The sequence below is a fragment of the Agrobacterium sp. 5Ca39 genome (assembly GCF_055382365.1).
In genome coordinates, this window is sequence record NZ_AP026437.1 from 2,114,114 (window position 1) to 2,132,104 (window position 17,991).

Consider the following 17,991-nt stretch of genomic DNA (forward strand, 5'->3'; position numbering starts at 1 on the left):
GGTCCTGCAAATTTGTTGAAAGGGGGCACGCTATCTGCTTTCGGCAGGCCCTTAATTTTTTCCCGAAGAACAGTGCCGCCCCGGGCACGGGCACGTCTTGCAGTAATCCAGTCCGTCGATCAGATATCGGATACAACAGACGCGGCGGAGCCGCTCCGGCTGGCCATCGCTTTCAGGGTAAAGGATAGGTCTGAAAAGCGGGTTACGTGAGCCATCTGCCATCTGAGGCAGTTCAAGCAATGCCAGTGCATCCACGACGCCTGCACCAGGGCAATCATTATCCACGGCGTAACCGCGGGCGATACCTTCGAATAGGTTGCCCGCATTTGACCAAAGGACGTTGCGAGACAGCCCGCTCACCTCGGACACAGCTCGGATAACTGCTTCGATATTGCCCCTGATCAGAAAATCAAAACGGTCCTCTGCGGACTTCGCTCGGACCGGGTGGCCGAAATCAGTCAGGCCGAGCGAAACGACCTCCCCTTCACCGCTTATTTCGATGCTCAAGTCCGCCGGCGTCAGAGTTACCCGCCAATCCAGTAACATGGCTGCGGTGGCAATCGGTCTCATCACCCTTGCGAAGTACCGCTTTGACCACTCCCCGGCAACGGCGGCAATGGCCGCGTTCGCCCCGTGGCGGCGACCGTAACTGTTGAGGACAGCCAAAAGACAATCGGGCTCCAGCAATTCAGTGAAAGCCAGATCAGTGGGCCGCCTGCGCCGGAAGCAATCCCGCCACTGCGAATGTGCCGACTGCCGCAGCAATTCGCCAAGAACCTCCGACCTTCGCATACGCTCCCGCAGCCTAAACGAGCCGGGTGACAATCTGGCGAGCCAGATGCTGCAGTGAGGCCGTGGAACCGAATGGCCAGGATGGCATGCCGGTCAAACGGACATTTCCTTGCGCTACGACCGGCAACATGGGCCAGAGCGAAGCATTGAGAAGATCAGCCGGAACGGTCTCGCCAAGGATGAACAAGGTGCTGTCGCTTCCAAGGGAGGCAAGTCCTTCAAGATCGATTGTCGTAAAACCGAAAGGTTGCGCTGACATTTCAATGCCATCGGCAAAGCCGATCTTCCTGAGAAGGCCGGAAATTGCGGCGTTGGGCGCAAAGACGCGCAACCGCGGAACGCCCGGCAACGGTTGCGCCACGACCAGCTTGCGGCCTGCCACCTGCCCGGCATGGCGCGATTTCAGGTTTTCGATCTCATCATCAAAACGTCCGAGGAGCCTTGCGACGTCATCCGATCGCGAAAGCGCTGCGCCCGCCTGACGGGCGCTCTGACAGACGCTCGCCAGCATGTCACCGCCATTTTCCTGATCATCGATCAGATGAACCGGAGCGATCTCACCGAGCGCATGAGCGATGGACGCGTGCCGATACCGCGACGTCAAGATGAGGTCAGGCTGAAGTTTGCGGACTGCCTCGAGGCTGGGCTGCTGTCGTCGTCCGACGTCGACGGCATCGGAGAGGCCTTCATTTGCGACATCGACCCATGTTCTGTACCCGGAGATTTCCGCGCATCCAGCCGGCGATATCCCAAGGGAAAGCGCAATCTCGGTAGCAGTCCAATCCAGCGTGACCAGGCGTGAGGTTCCTGAGGCGGCAAGCGACCCTGGCGCCGCGATCAAAGCCACCGCGCCACTCAAGAACGATCGTCTGCCTATACCCGCTACCACTTCACGCTCACTGTTCCGACAACGGTCAAACCCTGCCCGTAATAGCACTGCGTGGTGGTGTTGCAACCGGCGACGTAGGTCTTGTCTCCGAGATTGTAGCCGTTGAGCTGGAACGAATAGCGATCATGTTCGTAACGGGCAAAGGCATCGACCAGCGTATAACCGGGAACGAAGAGTGAGTTCGCGGTATCCCCGGCAGTCTTGCCGATGCGTCGGACACCACCACCGACTGTCAGCTTGCCGTTCCAGCTGTCCGGCATCGGCAGATCATAACTCACGAACAGCGACTGCTGCTGCTTTGGAACGGTATACGGCATTTTCCCGATCTGGGTGGGCGTCTGGCTCTCGGTTACCACAGGATCCTGCCAGCTCGCCGCCGCAGTAACATTGAGACTGTCCCAAAGGGTGGCGTTGGCCTCCAGTTCGATCCCGCGGACGCGCACCTCGTCAGTCTGGTAATAAACGCCTGCAACACGGTTGACGACATTCTGCTGCGTCGCCTCGAAGCCGGAAAGAGTAAGGCTGAAGTCCTCGCCCTGTGGCGCAAATTTCACGCCGATTTCCTTCAGCTCGCCCTTGGTTGGCTTCAGCGGCGTTGGCGCCAATGTCAGCACCGGGGAGAAGGACGTGGAATAAAGCGCGTAGGGCACAAGGCCGTTATCAAGGACATAAGCGGCACCGACCCTGCCGGTGAAGGCTCTATCGTCCTGCCGGTATCGGGTGGTAAGACCGCTGGCAAGCGTGGTGCTGTCGGAATCGTTGCTGACATGGTCCTGGCGGCCGCCAACCGTCAGTCGAAGCCCGCCGAGTTCCATTTGATCCTGGAGATAAAAACCGACCTGACGCTGCGTCTGATCAAGACGTGTCGTCAGTGCTGCCGGCTGTACGCCAATGCCGTAGACCGGATTGAACAGGTCGAGTGTGGGGCCACTGCGTGATCCTGTCCTGTTCACAAGGTTTTGCCACTGCACGTCGATACCGCCGAGAAGCGTATGGCTGATTGGCCCACTGTCAAACTTGTACTCAAGATTGGTATCCAGCGCCACGGCGTTGAGCGTTGGCTGCGCATTGTAAACGAGGCGTGAAAGCGTGCGCTGGTTGGCGGAAAGGCCGTTGCCGAAAAGGTTTTGATAATTGACGTCCAGATATGAGTACCGGAAATTCTGGCGTAGAACGAGATCGTCGTTAATTGCGTGTTCGAGCCGATATCCAATATAGGCCGTTTCCTTGTCGTAAATCGCCAACGAGCGATCGCCGTCCGAAAAGCTGCGCGGTATCGTCAAACCGAGACTATTGAAATAGATGCTCCCGAGTGCTGGAATAAGCGAGGGCACCTGGCCGGCGTCATCCTTCATATAGGCGCCATAAACCGTGAGACTGGTATCTTCATCCGGCGACCACCTGACTGTCGGGCTGATGGCGAAACGGTCGTTCTTGCCGAAATCGTTCATTGTTTCGCTGTCGCGGATAATGCCTTCCAGGCGATAGGTAAGATTTGAATCCGCACCGACAGGGCCCGTGACGTCAAACCCTGCTTCCTTCTGATTATAACTTCCGAAGCGCGCGTAGACTTCTCCGCCAGCGGTCTCTGACGGATCCTTGCTGATCATGTTGACGACGCCGCCGACATTCGTTTGTCCAAAAAGCGCCGAACTTGGTCCGCGCAGCACTTCCACGCGATTAAGGAAGTAGGGTTCCACTCGAAAGCCGGCATAGCCACCGGTCTGGTTTGCAATCTGCGGCACGCGCAAGCCGTCGAGATAGAGATCGGCGCTAAAGCCGCGGATGCTGAAGTAATCCGAACGGGGGTCGTTACCGTAGCGTTGGCCGTTGACGTTCGCGCTATAGAGCAGGCTGTCCGCCACCGTCTGCACGGCTCGATCCGTCATCGCGCCACGGGTAATCACGGAGACGGATTGCGGCGTCTCGGCAATCGCCGTCGTCGTCTTGGTGGCCGAAGCCGATTGCGTCGCAACGTAGCCACGCTGTTCGACACGCGCCCCTTTGGCGCCCGTCTTTCCCTGTACGACGATTGGCTCAAGCACGGTGGACCCATTTGCCTCTTGCGCCTCAACCCTTCCCGGCTGGAGGACAAGCGCCCCCAACGCAACGCCTGACACCAGAAACAGGAGCTGCTGTCTGGTGAAGTGGCAGGTTGATGTGCGAAGGCGAAGGTGGGTGTTCTGCATTCGAGGACCTGTGATAGGAATACTGCGTAAGGGCTACTCCGGACTGTCCGCAGTGATTTTCTTTTCCCGCACGCTTGGCCGCTTAACTAGACTTTTTTTATCAGCATTGTCAGGTCAAAATCGAGCTCTTGCGGGCCATTTTGTGGCCCGATCCTGTTAGATGATATTATTCTGCTCCATCGGGCCAATTTTTCCTTTTGAAATACGGACGCGACGCGACTATGGCTCTTCCCGTTGGATGCGGCGGCAAGGCCCCCGTGAGGAATCCCATTGCCTGGAAACACGATGAAACAGCCGCAAAGGGCAGCCGATCTTCAAAATGTGCCGCGGCCTGTCGCTGCCATGGCGCGGACCTACGAGCAAAGCGTCGATTTTGGCTGGCACAGCCATCGCCGAGGGCAATTGCTCCAGATCATCGACGGCTTCATGACCGCCCGCACCCCCGACACCTCGTTCATCATCCCCTGTGGTTACGGTTTGCTGATAACGCCGGAGATACCACATGCCGTCCATTCACACGGGCGGGTTTCCATGCAGTCGGTCTATATCGAGCCGGACCCGGGGATCGCCATGCCGTGGGAGCCGCCACGTGTCATCTCGACCTCGACGCTCCTTTCGGCCACGGTTGGAGCGTTCCTGAAGGAACCAACTCTTTATGACGAAAATGGGCGCGGCGGACATCTGGCAGCTCTGATACTCGAAGAAATTGCCAATGCGGAGGAAGGCCCGTTTGCGCTTCCAACGCCAAGTGACAGGCGATTGCAGCGGCTGTGCCGGGATCTTTCCGAAACCCCATCGCTCGATCTTGATATTGACCGCTGGGCAGACAATCTCGGCATGAGCCGGCGCACCATGACCCGGAAATTCCGAATCCAGACGGGCATGAGTTTCGCCGAATGGCGGCGTCGCTTGCGCATGGCGCATGTCATGCGCCGGCAGGCGGAGGGAGCGCGCCTGGAAGAGGCGGCCGCAGACGTCGGTTATCGCAGCCTGTCCTCTCTGCGCAAAGCCATGCGCGAGGCTGCCGGATGACGGGGCTCGCAAGCAGACAGAAGACGCAGACAATCGCCGCTCAGGCGATTGGTCTCAGCGTCATCTATGATCAGACTCAAGCGCTTCGGCAGGTCGATTCGATCGCATTCGAAGGCCGTATTACCGTCATATGCGGCGCGAACGGTTCCGGGAAAAGCACGCTGCTCAAATGCCTCGCCGGGCTCGAACAACCGACGGAGGGCGAGGTCCACCTGTCCGGGCAGCAACTCAACGCTTTGTCACGGCGCACCGTCGCCCGTCAGGTTGCCGTCATGAGCCAGACGCCGGAGGTTCCGATCGGTCTGAGCGTCGAGGAACTCGTTGAACAAGGCCGTTATCCTCATCGCCCCTGGCTGGGACGCCTGTCGACACGGGACCGCGGAATTATCGAAAGCGCCATCTTTCGCGTCGGCCTCCAGGACTTACGTGCGCGTCAACTCACGACCCTCTCCGGCGGTGAAAGGCAGCGCGCCTGGCTGGCCATGGCTCTGGCGCAGGAACCGCGTGTCCTCTTTCTTGACGAACCCACGAGCTTTCTCGACATCAGACATCAGGCCGAGCTGCTGACACTCCTGCGCAAACTCAACTCGGAGGAAGGGCTCACGATCATCGCGGTGCTTCACGATCTCAATCAGGTTATGGATGTCGCCGATGACGTCGTCCTGATGCAGAAGGGTGAGGTTCTCGCGGCTGGGCCGACACACAAGGTGCTTCGGGCTGACCTGCTGCGGCAGGCCTTTGAGTGCCACGTCGATCTCGTCCCACATCCCGACGGAAGCGGGCGAACCTATTGCATGGTCGACTGGGTCGGCACCGGCAATCGGCAAAACCGCCCGGCTTCGGCTCAACCATGACTTTGTCTCGCCTCGCCCTTCATCGATTGGCTCCATCCCTTGTCTGGCCCGTTGGCGTGATCCTTTTGCTGCTCCTGGCGGCGCTGGAACTCAGAGTGGGGAGCAGGCTGGTCGGCTGGAGGGACGTGTTTCTTTTTCCGACAGCCCCGGAAACACTCGCGCAGGCAATTCTGGAAACGACCCGGGCGCCCCGTATGGTCGCAGCAATATCAACTGGCGCCGCCCTCGCGCTGGCAGGTTCGGTTCTCCAGACCGTCTTGCGAAACCCTTTGGCGGCTCCGGATATACTGTCCGTTACCAGCGGCGCGCAGCTTTTCCTAGTCATATCAACCTTGTTGCTGCCCTTGGCTCTGCCACCCATCATCGCGACAAGCGCGGGCGGTCTCGCCGGCGCAGCTGCATGTCTCGCGCTGGCAGGCGGCTTTCAAGCCGCGCCCGGCCGGCTGGCTCTTTCGGGTATCGCCGTATCACTTTGTTTTTCCGCCATATCATCGGCCATCGTGCTTCTCGCCGACGAACGGGCGTCCGGTCTGTTGCTCTGGTCCTCCGGTATCCTGGACCAGACCGGATGGGCCAGGGTCGCCACGGCGATCCCCTTGGTGCTCCTGTCTTTCCTGATGCTGATGGTGATGGCGCGCGCCCTTGACTTGCTGGGACTGGGAGATCAGGCCTCGGCTAGTCTCGGGGTGACGCGGGCCGTCACACTTTTCGGTCTGCTCGTCGGCGTTCTTCTCTGCGGCGCCGCCGTTACCCTCGCAGGGCCGATTGGCTTCATCGGCCTTGCAGTCCCGAATGTTTTGCGCGCATTGGGTATAATGCGGCATCATCGCCATCTGCCGCTTTCGATGGTTTGGGGAGCAAACACCCTGCTCCTCGCAGATATCGTCACGCAGTCCCTCGCGCGCAATGGCACGAGCATACCCACAGGCGTTACGGTTGCCTGCCTTGGTGCACCGGCCATGCTGCTCCTGCTCCGGAAGGCAAAGATCGGGGGAGAGCGCCGAATCGGCTTGCCCGTAGGGATAGCGCCCCCGCCCCTGCCCCTTGCCGCGACAGCACTTGCCGCCTTGGGCCTGATAGTCATCGCGGCAAGTCTCGCGACAGGCGACGGACTTTCACTGACGATTGCCGAGGTGACGGGAAACCTCGACCTGCGCGCGCCTCGCCTTCTTGTGGCACTTGGCTGTGGTGCATTGCTGGCTACTGCCGGCACCGTCCTTCAGGCGGTGGCGCGCAATCCGCTGTGCGGGCCGGAGACGCTGGGCCTTACACAGGGAGCAGCGCTGTTTAGCCTCGTCGCGCTCCTGTTGGGATTTGCGCCCGCAACGCCAACTTTCCAGGCGGTCGCTCTGGTCGGGGCCATTACCGTGCTCTTGCTGCTCCGGTTGCTGGCGCCAAAATATTCTCCCGAGAAATTCGTTCTGGCCGGTGTCGCAATCGCAGCAAGCCTGGGCGCGGCCGCAACGATCATCGTCGTGGAGGCTCGCCTGCAAACGGCTCAGGCACTTTCATGGCTCATCGGCTCCACGCACGCCCGTGGTTACGCCGACGCAGTCGTATTGATGCCATGGGTCTTCGCCCTGTCGGCCATCGGCCTGTTGTTCAGCCGTCATCTTGATGCGTTTTTGCTTGGGGACGAAAAAGCCCGCTCACTGGGCCTCGCGACGGAAAATGCGAGCAAATACGCGATGCTCTATGCCGCCGTCGCGGTGGCAATCGCCGTTTCTTCCATCGGAGCCGTCAGTTTCGTTGGCTTGCTCGCGCCCCACGCGGCTCGGCTCCTTGCCGGAGCGCGCCATGCCAAAAGCCTTCCTGTCGCGATGGCGCTCGGCGCTGTGATGCTCGCTTTCGCCGACACGATCGGTCGCAGCATTATAGCGCCACTTGAACTTCCGGCGGGCATCATCACCGCAATTATAGGTGCGCCCGCCTTTATGCTGCTGCTCCGTTCCGGATTGAGGTCGCGGTCCTGATCGAATGGAAGAGGTGCAACTCTATGGTCTCGGGTGTTCGACTGCGGGGCGGTAAAATCCGGCGACAACGCCCATCGCCTACACAGCAAGGGGCGGACGAAATCGATAGCCTCATGCGGTGAAAAACGAGATGAGCTCATGCGCCAGTTCCGCTGGAGCCTCTTCTGCCATGTGATGTCCGCTGTCTATTCCCAGACCCGAAACGGGAAGGGTTGACCAGGGCTGCCATACCGACAGGACATCTCCGTACAACATTTCCAGATCGTCCTGCAGCGACCAAAGGACATGAAGTGGGCATGTCAGCTTTCTTCCGCAATTTCGATCATCAAGATCGTGGAGATGGTCTATGTGCATACCCGCGCGATAATCACCCAGCATGCCCTGAACAGTCCTGGGGTCTTCGACGGACGAGCGGAAGTCCGCGAAGTTTTCTTTTCCCATCGAAGCCTCGCTCCCGCCATACCATGCCAAGGGATCGGAAAGGATGGCCCGCTCGGGTTTGTCGTGTTGAGCAAAAAAGAACCAGTGCCACCATTGCTGTGCAAAGCGAAGATTGCATCGCTCCAGCGCTTCGAGGATCGGAACACCGTCGAGGATCGCGAGCTTCTCAACTCTTGCCGGGTGGTCCATCGCGGTGCGAAATGCCGTGTAACTTCCACGGTCGTGGCCGGCCAGAAAGAACCGGTCGAAACCGAGATGTTCCATGAGCGCGACACAGTCACGAGCCTTGGCCCGCTTTGACGACGCCTCATGATCATAGGGGTCGGACGGCTTGCCAGACTTGCCAAAACCTCGCAGATCGGGGCAAACAACCGTGAACTTTTCGGCCAGAATGGGAGCCACCTTGTACCAGGTTGTGTGTGTTCTCGGATGTCCGTGAAGCAGAAGAAGCGGCGGGCCCTTGCCGCCATGGCGAACCCGAAGTGTCGTTTCCGGGACATTGATCATTTCCAGCCTGAAATTTTCAAACATCGCGCTCCCCTTGGATCATGGAACGAACGGTCTCTGCCACCAGCGGTTCCATCTCGGCCTGCCGTGGCTTGGAACCGCGGGTCCGCTCAAAACTCTGCTTCGGTAGCGATCAGGGTGTGATGGCGGAGGGTAACGGATGACGAAGTGCCACCCGGTTACTCCTCTGCTCGATCGAAACGGTTGCGGTCCTTCCCGCAACGAGCCGAACCGTCTTTGGGGCGTCATCGATCTCGATCCGCACCGGGATTCTCTGGGCAAGTCGGACCCATGAGAATGTCGGGGCGACGCTTGCCAGAGAACCCGCATTATCGCTTCGCTCCCGATCCTCAATGCCCGCGGCAATGCCTGCGACACGTCCGGTGACCGACTGAGCTTCGCCCATGATACTGATCGTTACCGGATCGCCAATGTGGATCCGGGGGAGCTTCGTTTCTTCAAAATATCCTGCGACATAGACGGATTCTTCTTCCACCAGGGCTCCCACGGCGTTGCCGGAAACGACATAGTTACCCCTGCGCAGGGAAAAGTTGGTGATTGCACCGGATGCCGGTGCCCTGACCGTTGTGCGCTCCAGGTTGAGCCTTGCCAGATCCCGGGCAACCAGCGCAGATTGATAGGCGGCCTCTGCCTGATACATCCGGCTTTCCGCGTACTGACGCTCCTTGAGGCTTGCCGCCTCCTTTGATGCAAGCAGTTGATACCGTTCGAAATCGGTTTTCGCCAGCTCCGCCGCCGCCCTTGTCGCTGTAACCTGCGCTTCTGCCTCGCGCAGCGCGAGCTCGAAGCGATCTGTTTCGATGCGAAACAGCGGCGTTCCTTTCTCCACCTGTGCATTGTCCGACACCAGAACCTCGGCGACAGGCCCGGAAACATCTGGTGCCAATCGGATGATATCCGCCCGGACATGGGCATCACGCGTCCATGGTGCCTCCATGTAGAAAGACCATAGGTGCCAGCCCAGCACCGCAGCGCATCCCGTCATGGAGAAGGTGAGAAGCACTCGACCCGCGGTAAACATCAGATTTTTCATGATCATGGAAACCAGTCGATAGCGGCAGAAAATCCGCCGACAAGGGTAATGTAAAGCGCAAGGTTGAACAGGGAGCGGTGCCATACCATCCGGTAAAACCCCATCTTTTCGAGAAGTGATGTGAGAAGACGAAATCCTGCATACGCAAACAATGCGAGCGCTGCGAACGAGGGCAGAAAAATGCCATAGAGATCGAGCTGTTCCTTCAAGCGGCTTTCCTCCAAGACCCGGGTATCTGGGGAACGGGCGCGTCAGCGTCCGGAGCAATGCACAGGCGAAGAGCAGCGGCGCGCAGCAGAAGTTCGTTATCCATCACGGTGATGGCCACAGGGGAAAGGATCAGATCATCCAGCGCCCGGACGGCGCTTTCCAGGATTTTTCCACCTTTACCGGCACGGCCGCGGTATAGAATTGTGACCGCCTGAAAGACCGGTTGTGCAGCAAGGTGAATACCGTTCGAAACCTTGGGTAAAAGCTCCTGCATTGCAATCAGATGCAGCCCTGCCCGGATATCCCTTAACGGGTCATAGCCGCCGACCTCCGACACCGGAGGCAGTTTCGCCAGTCTTGAGGCGAACAGGCCGGCAACGTCAATCATGCGATAATGGGCGGCGAGAACGTCGGTCTGTTTACCAACGGCGATGTTCGCGACGTGTTTCCGGACAACAGAAAGAAGCCTTCTCGCATTTGTCTCAACTCGCACGGATCGAAAGAGACCGCAAACCGTGATCGTCCAGACCATTGCGAGTATGGTCGCCCCCGCGGCATTCACGAATGTGCCGAAGTCTGTCGCGGGATATGCCTGAAGGGTGAGAAGAAGGGGAAAGTTTATGCAAAGCCCCATGCCGACAATGGCGAGTGAAGGCACTGCAAGACATATGCCCGCCGGTATCAGAAACAACCCCAAAGCAGCAGAGAGCGATGCAAACCCGTCGATTACCGGAAGGACTGCAAAGCCGTAGACGAATGCCGCAATGGCTGCACCGATCGTCACATTAACAAACTTGCGCATGGCAGGAACCGGGTCGTCCATGGTGGCAAGGAGGCAGCAAAGGACGCCAGATATCTGGGCGAAGGTAACTCCGTCGGACCAGCCGGTGGCGATCCAGAAGAAGAGCGATGTTACGAGGCATACTGCAACCGCCACCGACGACAGCCACGCCATTCCGATATCGCGATGCGGTGCGGGCGCTCTGTCGGGCGCGCGGGCGCCTCTTGCTCCGTTTTCATCTTCAATGGATTTTCGAAGAGTAAGGCACTCGTCAGAGAGCCGAGAAACAGTCCGCAAGTCTCGGGCGAAATTGACAAGGAGGAGTTTTTCCCATGTCGGCAGCGAGGCGGGGAAGGCAAGCGCATCGATCGTGGAGAAGGAGCCTCCCGGACGCGAATCCGCCTCCGCGACTATCGCCAATGCCTTGTCCCGGCCGGCAGGGTCCAACCTTCCCAGCGATCGTCGCAAATCCTCCAGTTCGCTCAGTAGGGGCAGGAAGGAAACCATCCGGTGCTGCAGCGACTTCACCAGCGCCACTCTGCTTCGGTATCTGGATCCGTCATACTGAAGATGCACCGCGAACGACCGCAGATCGGCCGCCTCCCCCGCCAGGGCGTGGCGTTCCATCCGATTTTGGGTTTCGTCCATTTTGCCGGTTGCTGTGACTTCGAAAAGCTTCTGCGCCCTGGCCATCCATCCATCGATCCGGTTGAGAAGCGCTGTCCCCACGTGAACCGGAAAAACAACGTGACTGACAATCGACGCGCATATGATCGCGAGCCCGATCTCTTCGGTGCGGGAAACGACAATATCGAAGGTGTTTGCCGGGGCGTTGACGAGCGGCAGTCCTGCGAGAAGAACGGTATAGCCGGCTAACAGGAAAACATAACTGCGTGGTGTGCGATCAAGAAGACTGACAAAGGTGCACCCGGAGACCCATACGATGATCGCGCCGGAAAGCAATATCGGTTCGTTCACAAGGTTCGGGACCATGAGGATCGTCGCACCGCCGCCGATGACCGTGCCCAGAAGCCGATATACCGATTTCGACGATATCGCACCGGAGAGGGGATGAGCGACAATATAGACGGTTGCAACTGCCCAGGACGGTCGGTTCAAATCGAAGCTGATGGCAACAAGATATGCCAGCATGGCCGCAAGGAATGATTTTAGCGAAAAGATGACGTTCCCGCTGGTGACAACTGGCCGGCTGCTCACACCGCATCCTCCGGCGCGGGGGCGCTGCGCTCAATGCCTTGTTTATTGCTGGTGATCTCGTCTGCGAGGCCATAAGTCGCTGGCGACACATAACAAAAGAAGGGTATGGCGAGGCAGGCGTGCAGATAGGCTTCGGCCGGGTCGGCGGACTCACCGGGCGACATGGCCGGTAGATGGCGGGCAACGAGCGCTCGGGCTTTCGAAACGAGCCCGTCTGTCATCTTTTTCAGCACCGTAGCGCGGGCCAACCTTGCTCCCGGTCGTAACGGGAGAAGGACGCAGAACCTGCGAGGTCCTTTCAGGGGAAGACGAATTTCAGTCCGGATAATATCCGACCACCAGCGGTCGTCGTATTTTTGAAGTGCCATAATCTTCTTCTCCAGCATCTTTCCGGATGACCCTATCGACAAAACCAGAAGAAGAATTTAGATATTCTCTCTAATGATCACTAAATACCACCAGACGCCGATATCCCTGTCCGGCGCCCTCGCCGACCATGATCTCGAAAGCTCCTCGTCGCGCGTTCGCGCTGTGAGGATCGACGTGTCGCAGAACGAACGCGAGGCTCCGGAACACCAGCACCGCAAAGGCCAGCTTGTCATGCCCCTGCGGGGAGGCGTGACATGTCGCGTCCCAAGCGGCATGTGGATGGTTCCGCCTCATTGTGGCGTCTGGGTTCCAGGAGGCATGCGTCACAGCAACGTGGCGACCGCCAACGCGCGTTTGTTCTTCCTGTTCATCGAGCCGGGGGCCGCCGATCTGCCGAACCGGTGTTGCACGCTTTCCCTGTCCCCGCTCGTCAGGGAGTTGATCATCGAGATGGCCGACCAGTCCGCTGTGGCGACTGCTGACTCGGAAGTCATGGCAACGCTGCTTCTGTCGGCCTTGTCGCGGATGCCGGTTGAGCATCTTCATCTGCCGCTGACGGATGAGCCCCGGCTTGCACGCATTGCATCGGAACTGGCGGAAGATCCATCCGACCGTAGTACGATGGCACAATGGGCAAAACGAATGGCGATGAGCGAGAATTCGCTTGCCCGCCTCGTCCAAAACGAGACGGGCCTGACCTTCGGCCGCTGGCGACAACAATTGCAGGTGATTGTCGCGATCCGAAGCCTTGCCGCGGGGGCAACGGTGCAGCAGGTTTCGGGCGATCTTGGATATCAATCCGTGTCTGCGTTCATAACCATGTTCAAGAAAGCGCTTGGCACATCACCTGCCCGATATCTGGGAAATTTCGACCGCTGAACGTCAGAAAACACCGCAACATCTGAGAGGAGATAAAACATGTTCACCCACGTCATGATCGGCAGCAACGACCTGGAGCGGGCCAGGAAATTCTACGATGCCGTCTTTGTCGCACTGGGCGGCAAGCCCGGCGAAATGGATGCAAGAGGCCGACTGATTTACGCCCATGAGGGTGGGCGGCTCATGATCACGAAACCGATCGATGGCAAGCCGGCGACTGCCGCCAACGGCGGAACGATCGGTATTGCGGCGGCGACCCCCGATCATGTTTTAGCCTGGCATGCCGCCGGCGTCGCGCATGGCGGCACGGCAATCGAGAGCCCGCCGACGGCGCGTCCGAACGGGGCGTTCGTCGCATATCTTCGCGATCCCGATGGAAATAAACTGACCGCTCGGACGCCTCCGACGACATGAGGCAGGCAACCTTGCGCTCGGTTGGCTGCAGAAATGAAGCTCGGTCGTGGCTCCGGAGCGGAACTCATTGAGCCATCCGCTCGCGCAGGCGGGGTGTGAGCCAGTCGAGAAAGCACCGCACTTTCATCGACAAGGGCTCGGCCGGCCCATGAATGACATTAACAGGCAGCGGTTCAGGTGCGAACTCGGTCAAAATTTCCTGTAAGGCGCCGGAACGCAGTTGATCGGCGACCTGGTAGGAGAGCACCCGGATGATGCCAATACCGGACATGGCTGCCTGAATTGCGGCCTCTGTCGTGTTGACCGCAAGCCTGGGGCGGGGTTCGACATTGAAGGTCGTCCCGTCGCGGCGGTAACGAACTTCGGGCGCGGTCGCGAAGCCCTGGAAGCTTATACCGTCGTGCCGGGCGAGGTCATCGGGATCAAGCGGAACGCCTCGTCGCGCGATATAGTCAGGACTGGCGCAGACGACCCGACGGACCGAACCGACACGGGTTGCGATCAGCGCGCTATCGGCCAGATGGCCGATACGCAGCGCTACGTCAACGGGTTCATCCGCCAGACTTATCTGACGGTCCGTCAGCGTCAGCCGCATGTCGATTTCGGGTTGTTCCCTCAGGAATCCGAGCACTATGGGCAGAACGTGGCGCTCCCCGAACGCGATCGGAGCCGTCATATGCAGCCCTCCGCGCAGCGCGCCGTAATCGCCGCTTGCCTGCCGCTCAGCCGCGTCCAGTTCCCCCAGAATACGCCGGGAAGCGGCGACGTAATTTCGCCCTTCCTCCGTCAAGGTCAGCCCGCGGCGGGTACGCAGTACCAGACGGGCACCAAGATGCTTTTCGAGGTCGGCGACCTTGCGGCTGACCGTGGCGAGCGGGGCCTGCAGTCGACGTGCGCCGGCCGAGAGGCTGCCGGCATCGACCACCGCGAGCAGCACTGACATCGCTTCGAACCGATCCATTCCATCCTTCCATAAATTGAGAGGTAATCTCCTGAAATCGCAGGATACCCTATCGGTTTTGGATATCCTAGCTTTCATGACGTCGGGGATCTTCCCCCATTGCCACAATAAGGAGAAAGACATCATGCCCGATCTTTCGCGTCGTGCCTTTGCCAGCGCCCTTCTTTTTGGCCTCCTCGGGGGAGGACTGATCCATAGTGCGCAGGCCATCGCCGCAACGCCGGAACCGGTCGCGACGCTGGCCAGCGTAACCCCGCTGGCGCAGATCCGCATCGGCCGCTTTACGGTGACGGCGCTGACGGATGGTTATGCGGATATGCCTTATAACTTCTTCCCGGGGCGGGATCCGGCCGAGGTGGAACAGGCGGCTGCCGCCCAGTTCACCGCCAGGCCAAGCGGAGTGCGATTTCTGTTCAATCAGTATCTCGTCGATGATGGCCAACGCCGCATCCTGATTGATGCCGGCGCAGCGGGCTCCATCGGGCAAACCGGCAACCTGCCGCAGTCCCTCGCCAGGCTCGGTCTGCGGCTTGATCAGATTGACGCGGTGATCGTGACGCACATGCATCAGGACCACATGGGCGGCCTGATCGCCGGTGGCAGGAACAACTATCCGAACGCGGAAGTCTATATTGATCGGCGCGACGTCAAGCATTGGACCGACCCGGCCAAGCGTAGTGGCGCACCGGATTACCTTCAGACCAGCTTTCAGATGGCGGAAGAGGTCGTGCGTCTCTACCCCAGACTTCAGGCGATCGACGGGGAGCGCGAAATCGTGCGGGGCGTCTCGATTGTCGACCTGAGCGGACATACACCCGGCCATATCGGTGTTCGCGTGGAAGATGAGGGAAAGAGCCTTATCATGGTTTCAGACATGATCTTCCCGGTCGTACACCCGGCAGCGACTGACGTGTTCTTTCTGTTCGAACAGGACCGGGCAGCGGCCAAGGCAATGCGCGACCGCTTCTTTCCCCGCGCCGCTTCGGAAGGCACACTCATAGCGGCGACGCACATGCCGTTCCCGGGGCTGGGCCACGTCGTTGCCGATCGGGGACAAATCCGCTGGCAGGTTGCGGACTGGGCTTTGCAAGACTGAGGCCGGTTCAGGCCTCTGGAAAGGCAGATCGAAAATGAGCAGATATCTCGATATTGCCACGACTCCTTCCGTCGCGGCCGCGCAGGATAAGTATGGAAGCGCGGAGCAATGGGCGCGGATTGCCGCGCGCGGTGGCGTGGATGAAACGACCCGGGGCCAGCGCCTTGGCCCCGCAGAGGCAGGCTTCATTGGGGAGCGTGACGGTTTTTATCTTGCCAGTGTCTCGGAAACGGGCTGGCCTTACGTCCAGTACAGGGGCGGACCAGCCGGTTTTCTCACCGTTCTCGAGCCGGCACTCCTGGGCTTTGGAGATTTTCGCGGCAACCGGCAATACATTACGACAGGTAATGTGACGGCAAATGACCGTGTGTCACTGTTCCTGATGGACTACGCGCACCGGCAACGCCTGAAAATCTTTGGACGCATCCGGATCATCGACGCAGCAGATGACCCGTCGCTGGCGGAGAGGCTGACCATGCCAGACTATTCCGCTCGGGTGGAACGTCTTGTCCTCATCGGCGTAGAGGCTTTCGACTGGAACTGCCCCCAGCACATAACGCCGCGCTTTACACTTGCTGAGCTGCAACGATGGCGACAGACACCAGGCGCGGCGCCTTGAAGTTGGTCCGAGGCGCCCGCGATGACGGCTTTTATGAACGATGTGAGCCGTTTGCGGAAATCATGTTTGCATTCGGCTCACGTCTGTCATCAAGTAGACTGCTTCGACGGAAATGCCCTCTCCTTTTCCAGGTAAGCAATAACAAAAGCGAGAGACAGCAGCGCCAAAACCGACCAGGCGAGCCAGTTGATGCCGGAGTGTTCGAGCAACAGGCCACCAATGATGCCGCCGCCCGCAATCGCAAGGTTCCAGGCGGTCACGATCATGGCTTGCGCTACCTCCGACGCCTTTCCCGAGGTTTTGGCGGCAGCGGTCTGAAACAGTGTGGCTGCGCCACCGAAAGCCAATCCCCATACACCGGTTGCCAGCCAGAAGAATTCAGGCACGTTTCCTCCGAGGCCGAAGGTCAAGGCGGCGCCAGCGAAGAGCATGATGCTTGCCAGCACAAGTTCGCGCAGCCAGCGCCCAATCAGATAGCCGACTATACCAATCCCTGCGATGGCCGTTACCCCGAACAACAGCAGAACAACGTCGAGCTTCTGAGTTAATTCCGCGGGAGCCACGAGCGGGGCGATGTAGGTATAGAGGATGTTGTGCGCCAGGACGAACAGCAACGTCACCATCAAGACAGACTTGATCCCACCTGTTGCCAACGCTCCGCTGATCGTGATCCGTTCGTTGATCGTGGTGCCCGGATAATCGGGCACCTTCACCAACACCCAGCCGATCAAAACCACAGTGAGCGCGGTCATGGCCGAAAATGTACTTCGCCAACCGATCTCAGACCCTATCAGCGTCCCGGCGGGAATACCCAATGACAGGGCCAGCGGCGTACCGACCATCGCGACAGCGATGGCGCGCCCCTTCAGCTCATCCGGAACCATGCGCGCCGCGTAACCGGCAACCATCGCCCAAAGCAGGCCTGAGGATACGCCGGCAAAAAATCGCGCCATCAGCAGGATGCCAAAACTGTCCGTGACGGATGTTATCGTATTGGCAACGGCAAAACCGGCAATGGCGCAGAGGAGAAGTGGTTTGCGGCGAAACCGCTGGGTGGCTGCGGTGAGCGGAATTGCCGCCACCAGAGACCCTATGGCGTAAACCGTGACGAGTTGGCCGACAACAGCGGGGCTGACGCCAAGGTCCGTGCTCATTTGTGGAAGAAGCCCTGCTGGCAGGGCCTCCGTCAAAATGGTTATGAAGCCAGCCGTGGCAAGGGCAAGCAGCGCCGCCATCGGCAATCGATTGCCATCTGATCCTGCGGCCGTTTTGCGGTTGTCCGGGAACGAATGTGACATGGTGTCAGCCCGTCTTGCCCAATTTGGGCAAAACGACATCACCGACAGTGTATGTATGGAATTCGCTGGTGGAGACGGTGTCGAGCTTACGGAATTTTTCAACGAAAACCGGATCTGAAAAGAATTCGTCTACGTTGCCCGCCCCCTGAATTGCTTCGATATTGACCACGGTCAGCCCGTCAGTGCTCTTCGCAAGATTGCTCCACAGAAACCCGGGCTTTCGTTCTGCCACGTAGTGGACCACGTCCTGAATGATTTGAAACGCTTCATCCTGCTTGCCCGGATGGGCATGAATGACATTGACGATGAAAGTTGTCGGCTCCGGGGCGATGGCAAATCCGGCGGTGAATGTGCTGTCCATATGTTTTCCTTTCGTGAAAATCGGTACCCATTGTCGGGTCCCACTGGATATCGG

18 protein-coding genes are annotated in these 17,991 nt (G+C 59.2%); 7 read left to right on the forward strand and 11 right to left on the reverse strand.

The window, feature by feature from the left end; all coding sequences use genetic code 11:
* Positions 1-51: 51 nt before the first annotated feature.
* The 3 genes from fhuF to ACZ47E_RS23415 all read right to left on the reverse strand — a co-directional run bounded on the left by fhuF (position 52) and on the right by ACZ47E_RS23415 (position 3,870).
* Positions 52-666, reverse strand: coding sequence for a siderophore-iron reductase FhuF (fhuF, locus tag ACZ47E_RS23405; RefSeq protein WP_464017178.1), 615 nt, complete (start codon positions 664-666; stop codon positions 52-54).
* 139 nt (positions 667-805) lie between these two features.
* Positions 806-1,639 (reverse strand): ABC transporter substrate-binding protein, encoded by an 834-nt coding sequence (locus ACZ47E_RS23410; protein WP_234704082.1) that lies wholly within the window; start codon positions 1,637-1,639, stop codon positions 806-808.
* A gap of 35 nt (positions 1,640-1,674) precedes the next feature.
* Positions 1,675-3,870: a TonB-dependent siderophore receptor gene (locus ACZ47E_RS23415; protein ID WP_464017179.1), complete on the reverse strand. Its 2,196-nt coding sequence runs from the start codon at positions 3,868-3,870 to the stop codon at positions 1,675-1,677.
* A 285-nt stretch (positions 3,871-4,155) separates the two neighbouring features.
* Here ACZ47E_RS23415 and ACZ47E_RS23420 point away from each other — a divergent pair, with 285 nt between their 5' ends.
* Genes ACZ47E_RS23420 through ACZ47E_RS23430 form a run of 3 tightly spaced genes read left to right on the forward strand, consistent with a single transcriptional unit; the run spans position 4,156 to position 7,729 of the window.
* Entirely contained in the window at positions 4,156-4,902 is a 747-nt protein-coding gene (locus tag ACZ47E_RS23420) for an AraC family transcriptional regulator (RefSeq protein ID WP_022563178.1), read from the forward strand.
* On the forward strand, positions 4,899-5,756 hold the full coding sequence (locus ACZ47E_RS23425; RefSeq protein ID WP_022563179.1) for an ABC transporter ATP-binding protein: 858 nt from the start codon (positions 4,899-4,901) through the stop codon (positions 5,754-5,756). Before ACZ47E_RS23420 ends, ACZ47E_RS23425 begins: the two co-directional genes overlap by 4 nt.
* Positions 5,753-7,729, forward strand: a complete 1,977-nt coding sequence (locus tag ACZ47E_RS23430) for an iron ABC transporter permease (RefSeq protein WP_022563180.1) — start codon at positions 5,753-5,755, stop codon at positions 7,727-7,729. The genes ACZ47E_RS23425 and ACZ47E_RS23430 overlap by 4 nt, the downstream gene beginning before the upstream one ends.
* Positions 7,730-7,840: 111 nt before the next feature.
* Here the strand turns inward: ACZ47E_RS23430 and ACZ47E_RS23435 are convergent, their stop codons facing one another.
* The 5 genes from ACZ47E_RS23435 to ACZ47E_RS23455 form a co-directional block, all read right to left on the reverse strand.
* Entirely contained in the window at positions 7,841-8,701 is an 861-nt protein-coding gene (locus ACZ47E_RS23435) for an alpha/beta fold hydrolase (protein WP_022563181.1), read from the reverse strand.
* A gap of 109 nt (positions 8,702-8,810) precedes the next feature.
* Positions 8,811-9,731: an efflux RND transporter periplasmic adaptor subunit gene (locus tag ACZ47E_RS23440; RefSeq protein WP_034497688.1), complete on the reverse strand. Its 921-nt coding sequence runs from the start codon at positions 9,729-9,731 to the stop codon at positions 8,811-8,813.
* 2 nt (positions 9,732-9,733) lie between these two features.
* A complete protein-coding gene (locus tag ACZ47E_RS23445) occupies positions 9,734-9,940 on the reverse strand; it encodes a DUF1656 domain-containing protein (RefSeq protein WP_022563183.1) in 207 nt (68 codons plus the stop codon).
* Complete coding sequence (locus ACZ47E_RS23450; protein WP_278067646.1) at positions 9,937-11,940, reverse strand: FUSC family protein; 2,004 nt, start codon at positions 11,938-11,940, stop codon at positions 9,937-9,939. Before ACZ47E_RS23450 ends, ACZ47E_RS23445 begins: the two co-directional genes overlap by 4 nt.
* Positions 11,937-12,326: a hypothetical protein gene (locus tag ACZ47E_RS23455; protein ID WP_223216964.1), complete on the reverse strand. Its 390-nt coding sequence runs from the start codon at positions 12,324-12,326 to the stop codon at positions 11,937-11,939. Before ACZ47E_RS23455 ends, ACZ47E_RS23450 begins: the two co-directional genes overlap by 4 nt.
* 55 nt (positions 12,327-12,381) lie before the next feature.
* Here ACZ47E_RS23455 and ACZ47E_RS23460 point away from each other — a divergent pair, with 55 nt between their 5' ends.
* The gene (locus ACZ47E_RS23460; protein ID WP_022563186.1) at positions 12,382-13,188 is read left to right on the forward strand and encodes an AraC family transcriptional regulator; all 807 of its coding nucleotides are present in this window, start codon (positions 12,382-12,384) and stop codon (positions 13,186-13,188) included.
* A 39-nt stretch (positions 13,189-13,227) separates the two neighbouring features.
* Positions 13,228-13,602, forward strand: coding sequence for a VOC family protein (locus ACZ47E_RS23465; RefSeq protein WP_022563187.1), 375 nt, complete (start codon positions 13,228-13,230; stop codon positions 13,600-13,602).
* 64 nt (positions 13,603-13,666) lie between these two features.
* Here ACZ47E_RS23465 and ACZ47E_RS23470 read toward each other — a convergent pair whose 3' ends face one another.
* On the reverse strand, positions 13,667-14,563 hold the full coding sequence (locus tag ACZ47E_RS23470) for a LysR family transcriptional regulator (protein ID WP_022563188.1): 897 nt from the start codon (positions 14,561-14,563) through the stop codon (positions 13,667-13,669).
* A 124-nt stretch (positions 14,564-14,687) separates the two neighbouring features.
* Here ACZ47E_RS23470 and ACZ47E_RS23475 point away from each other — a divergent pair, with 124 nt between their 5' ends.
* Both ACZ47E_RS23475 and ACZ47E_RS23480 read left to right on the forward strand, forming a co-directional pair.
* On the forward strand, positions 14,688-15,659 hold the full coding sequence (locus ACZ47E_RS23475; protein ID WP_464017180.1) for an MBL fold metallo-hydrolase: 972 nt from the start codon (positions 14,688-14,690) through the stop codon (positions 15,657-15,659).
* Between the two features lie 34 nt (positions 15,660-15,693).
* Positions 15,694-16,278: a pyridoxamine 5'-phosphate oxidase family protein gene (locus ACZ47E_RS23480; RefSeq protein ID WP_004446044.1), complete on the forward strand. Its 585-nt coding sequence runs from the start codon at positions 15,694-15,696 to the stop codon at positions 16,276-16,278.
* 89 nt (positions 16,279-16,367) lie between these two features.
* Here the strand turns inward: ACZ47E_RS23480 and ACZ47E_RS23485 are convergent, their stop codons facing one another.
* Positions 16,368-17,513, reverse strand: a complete 1,146-nt coding sequence (locus tag ACZ47E_RS23485) for an MFS transporter (RefSeq protein ID WP_172873983.1) — start codon at positions 17,511-17,513, stop codon at positions 16,368-16,370.
* Between the two features lie 67 nt (positions 17,514-17,580).
* Positions 17,581-17,937: an antibiotic biosynthesis monooxygenase gene (locus ACZ47E_RS23490; RefSeq protein WP_022563192.1), complete on the reverse strand. Its 357-nt coding sequence runs from the start codon at positions 17,935-17,937 to the stop codon at positions 17,581-17,583.
* Positions 17,938-17,991: the final 54 nt, after the last annotated feature.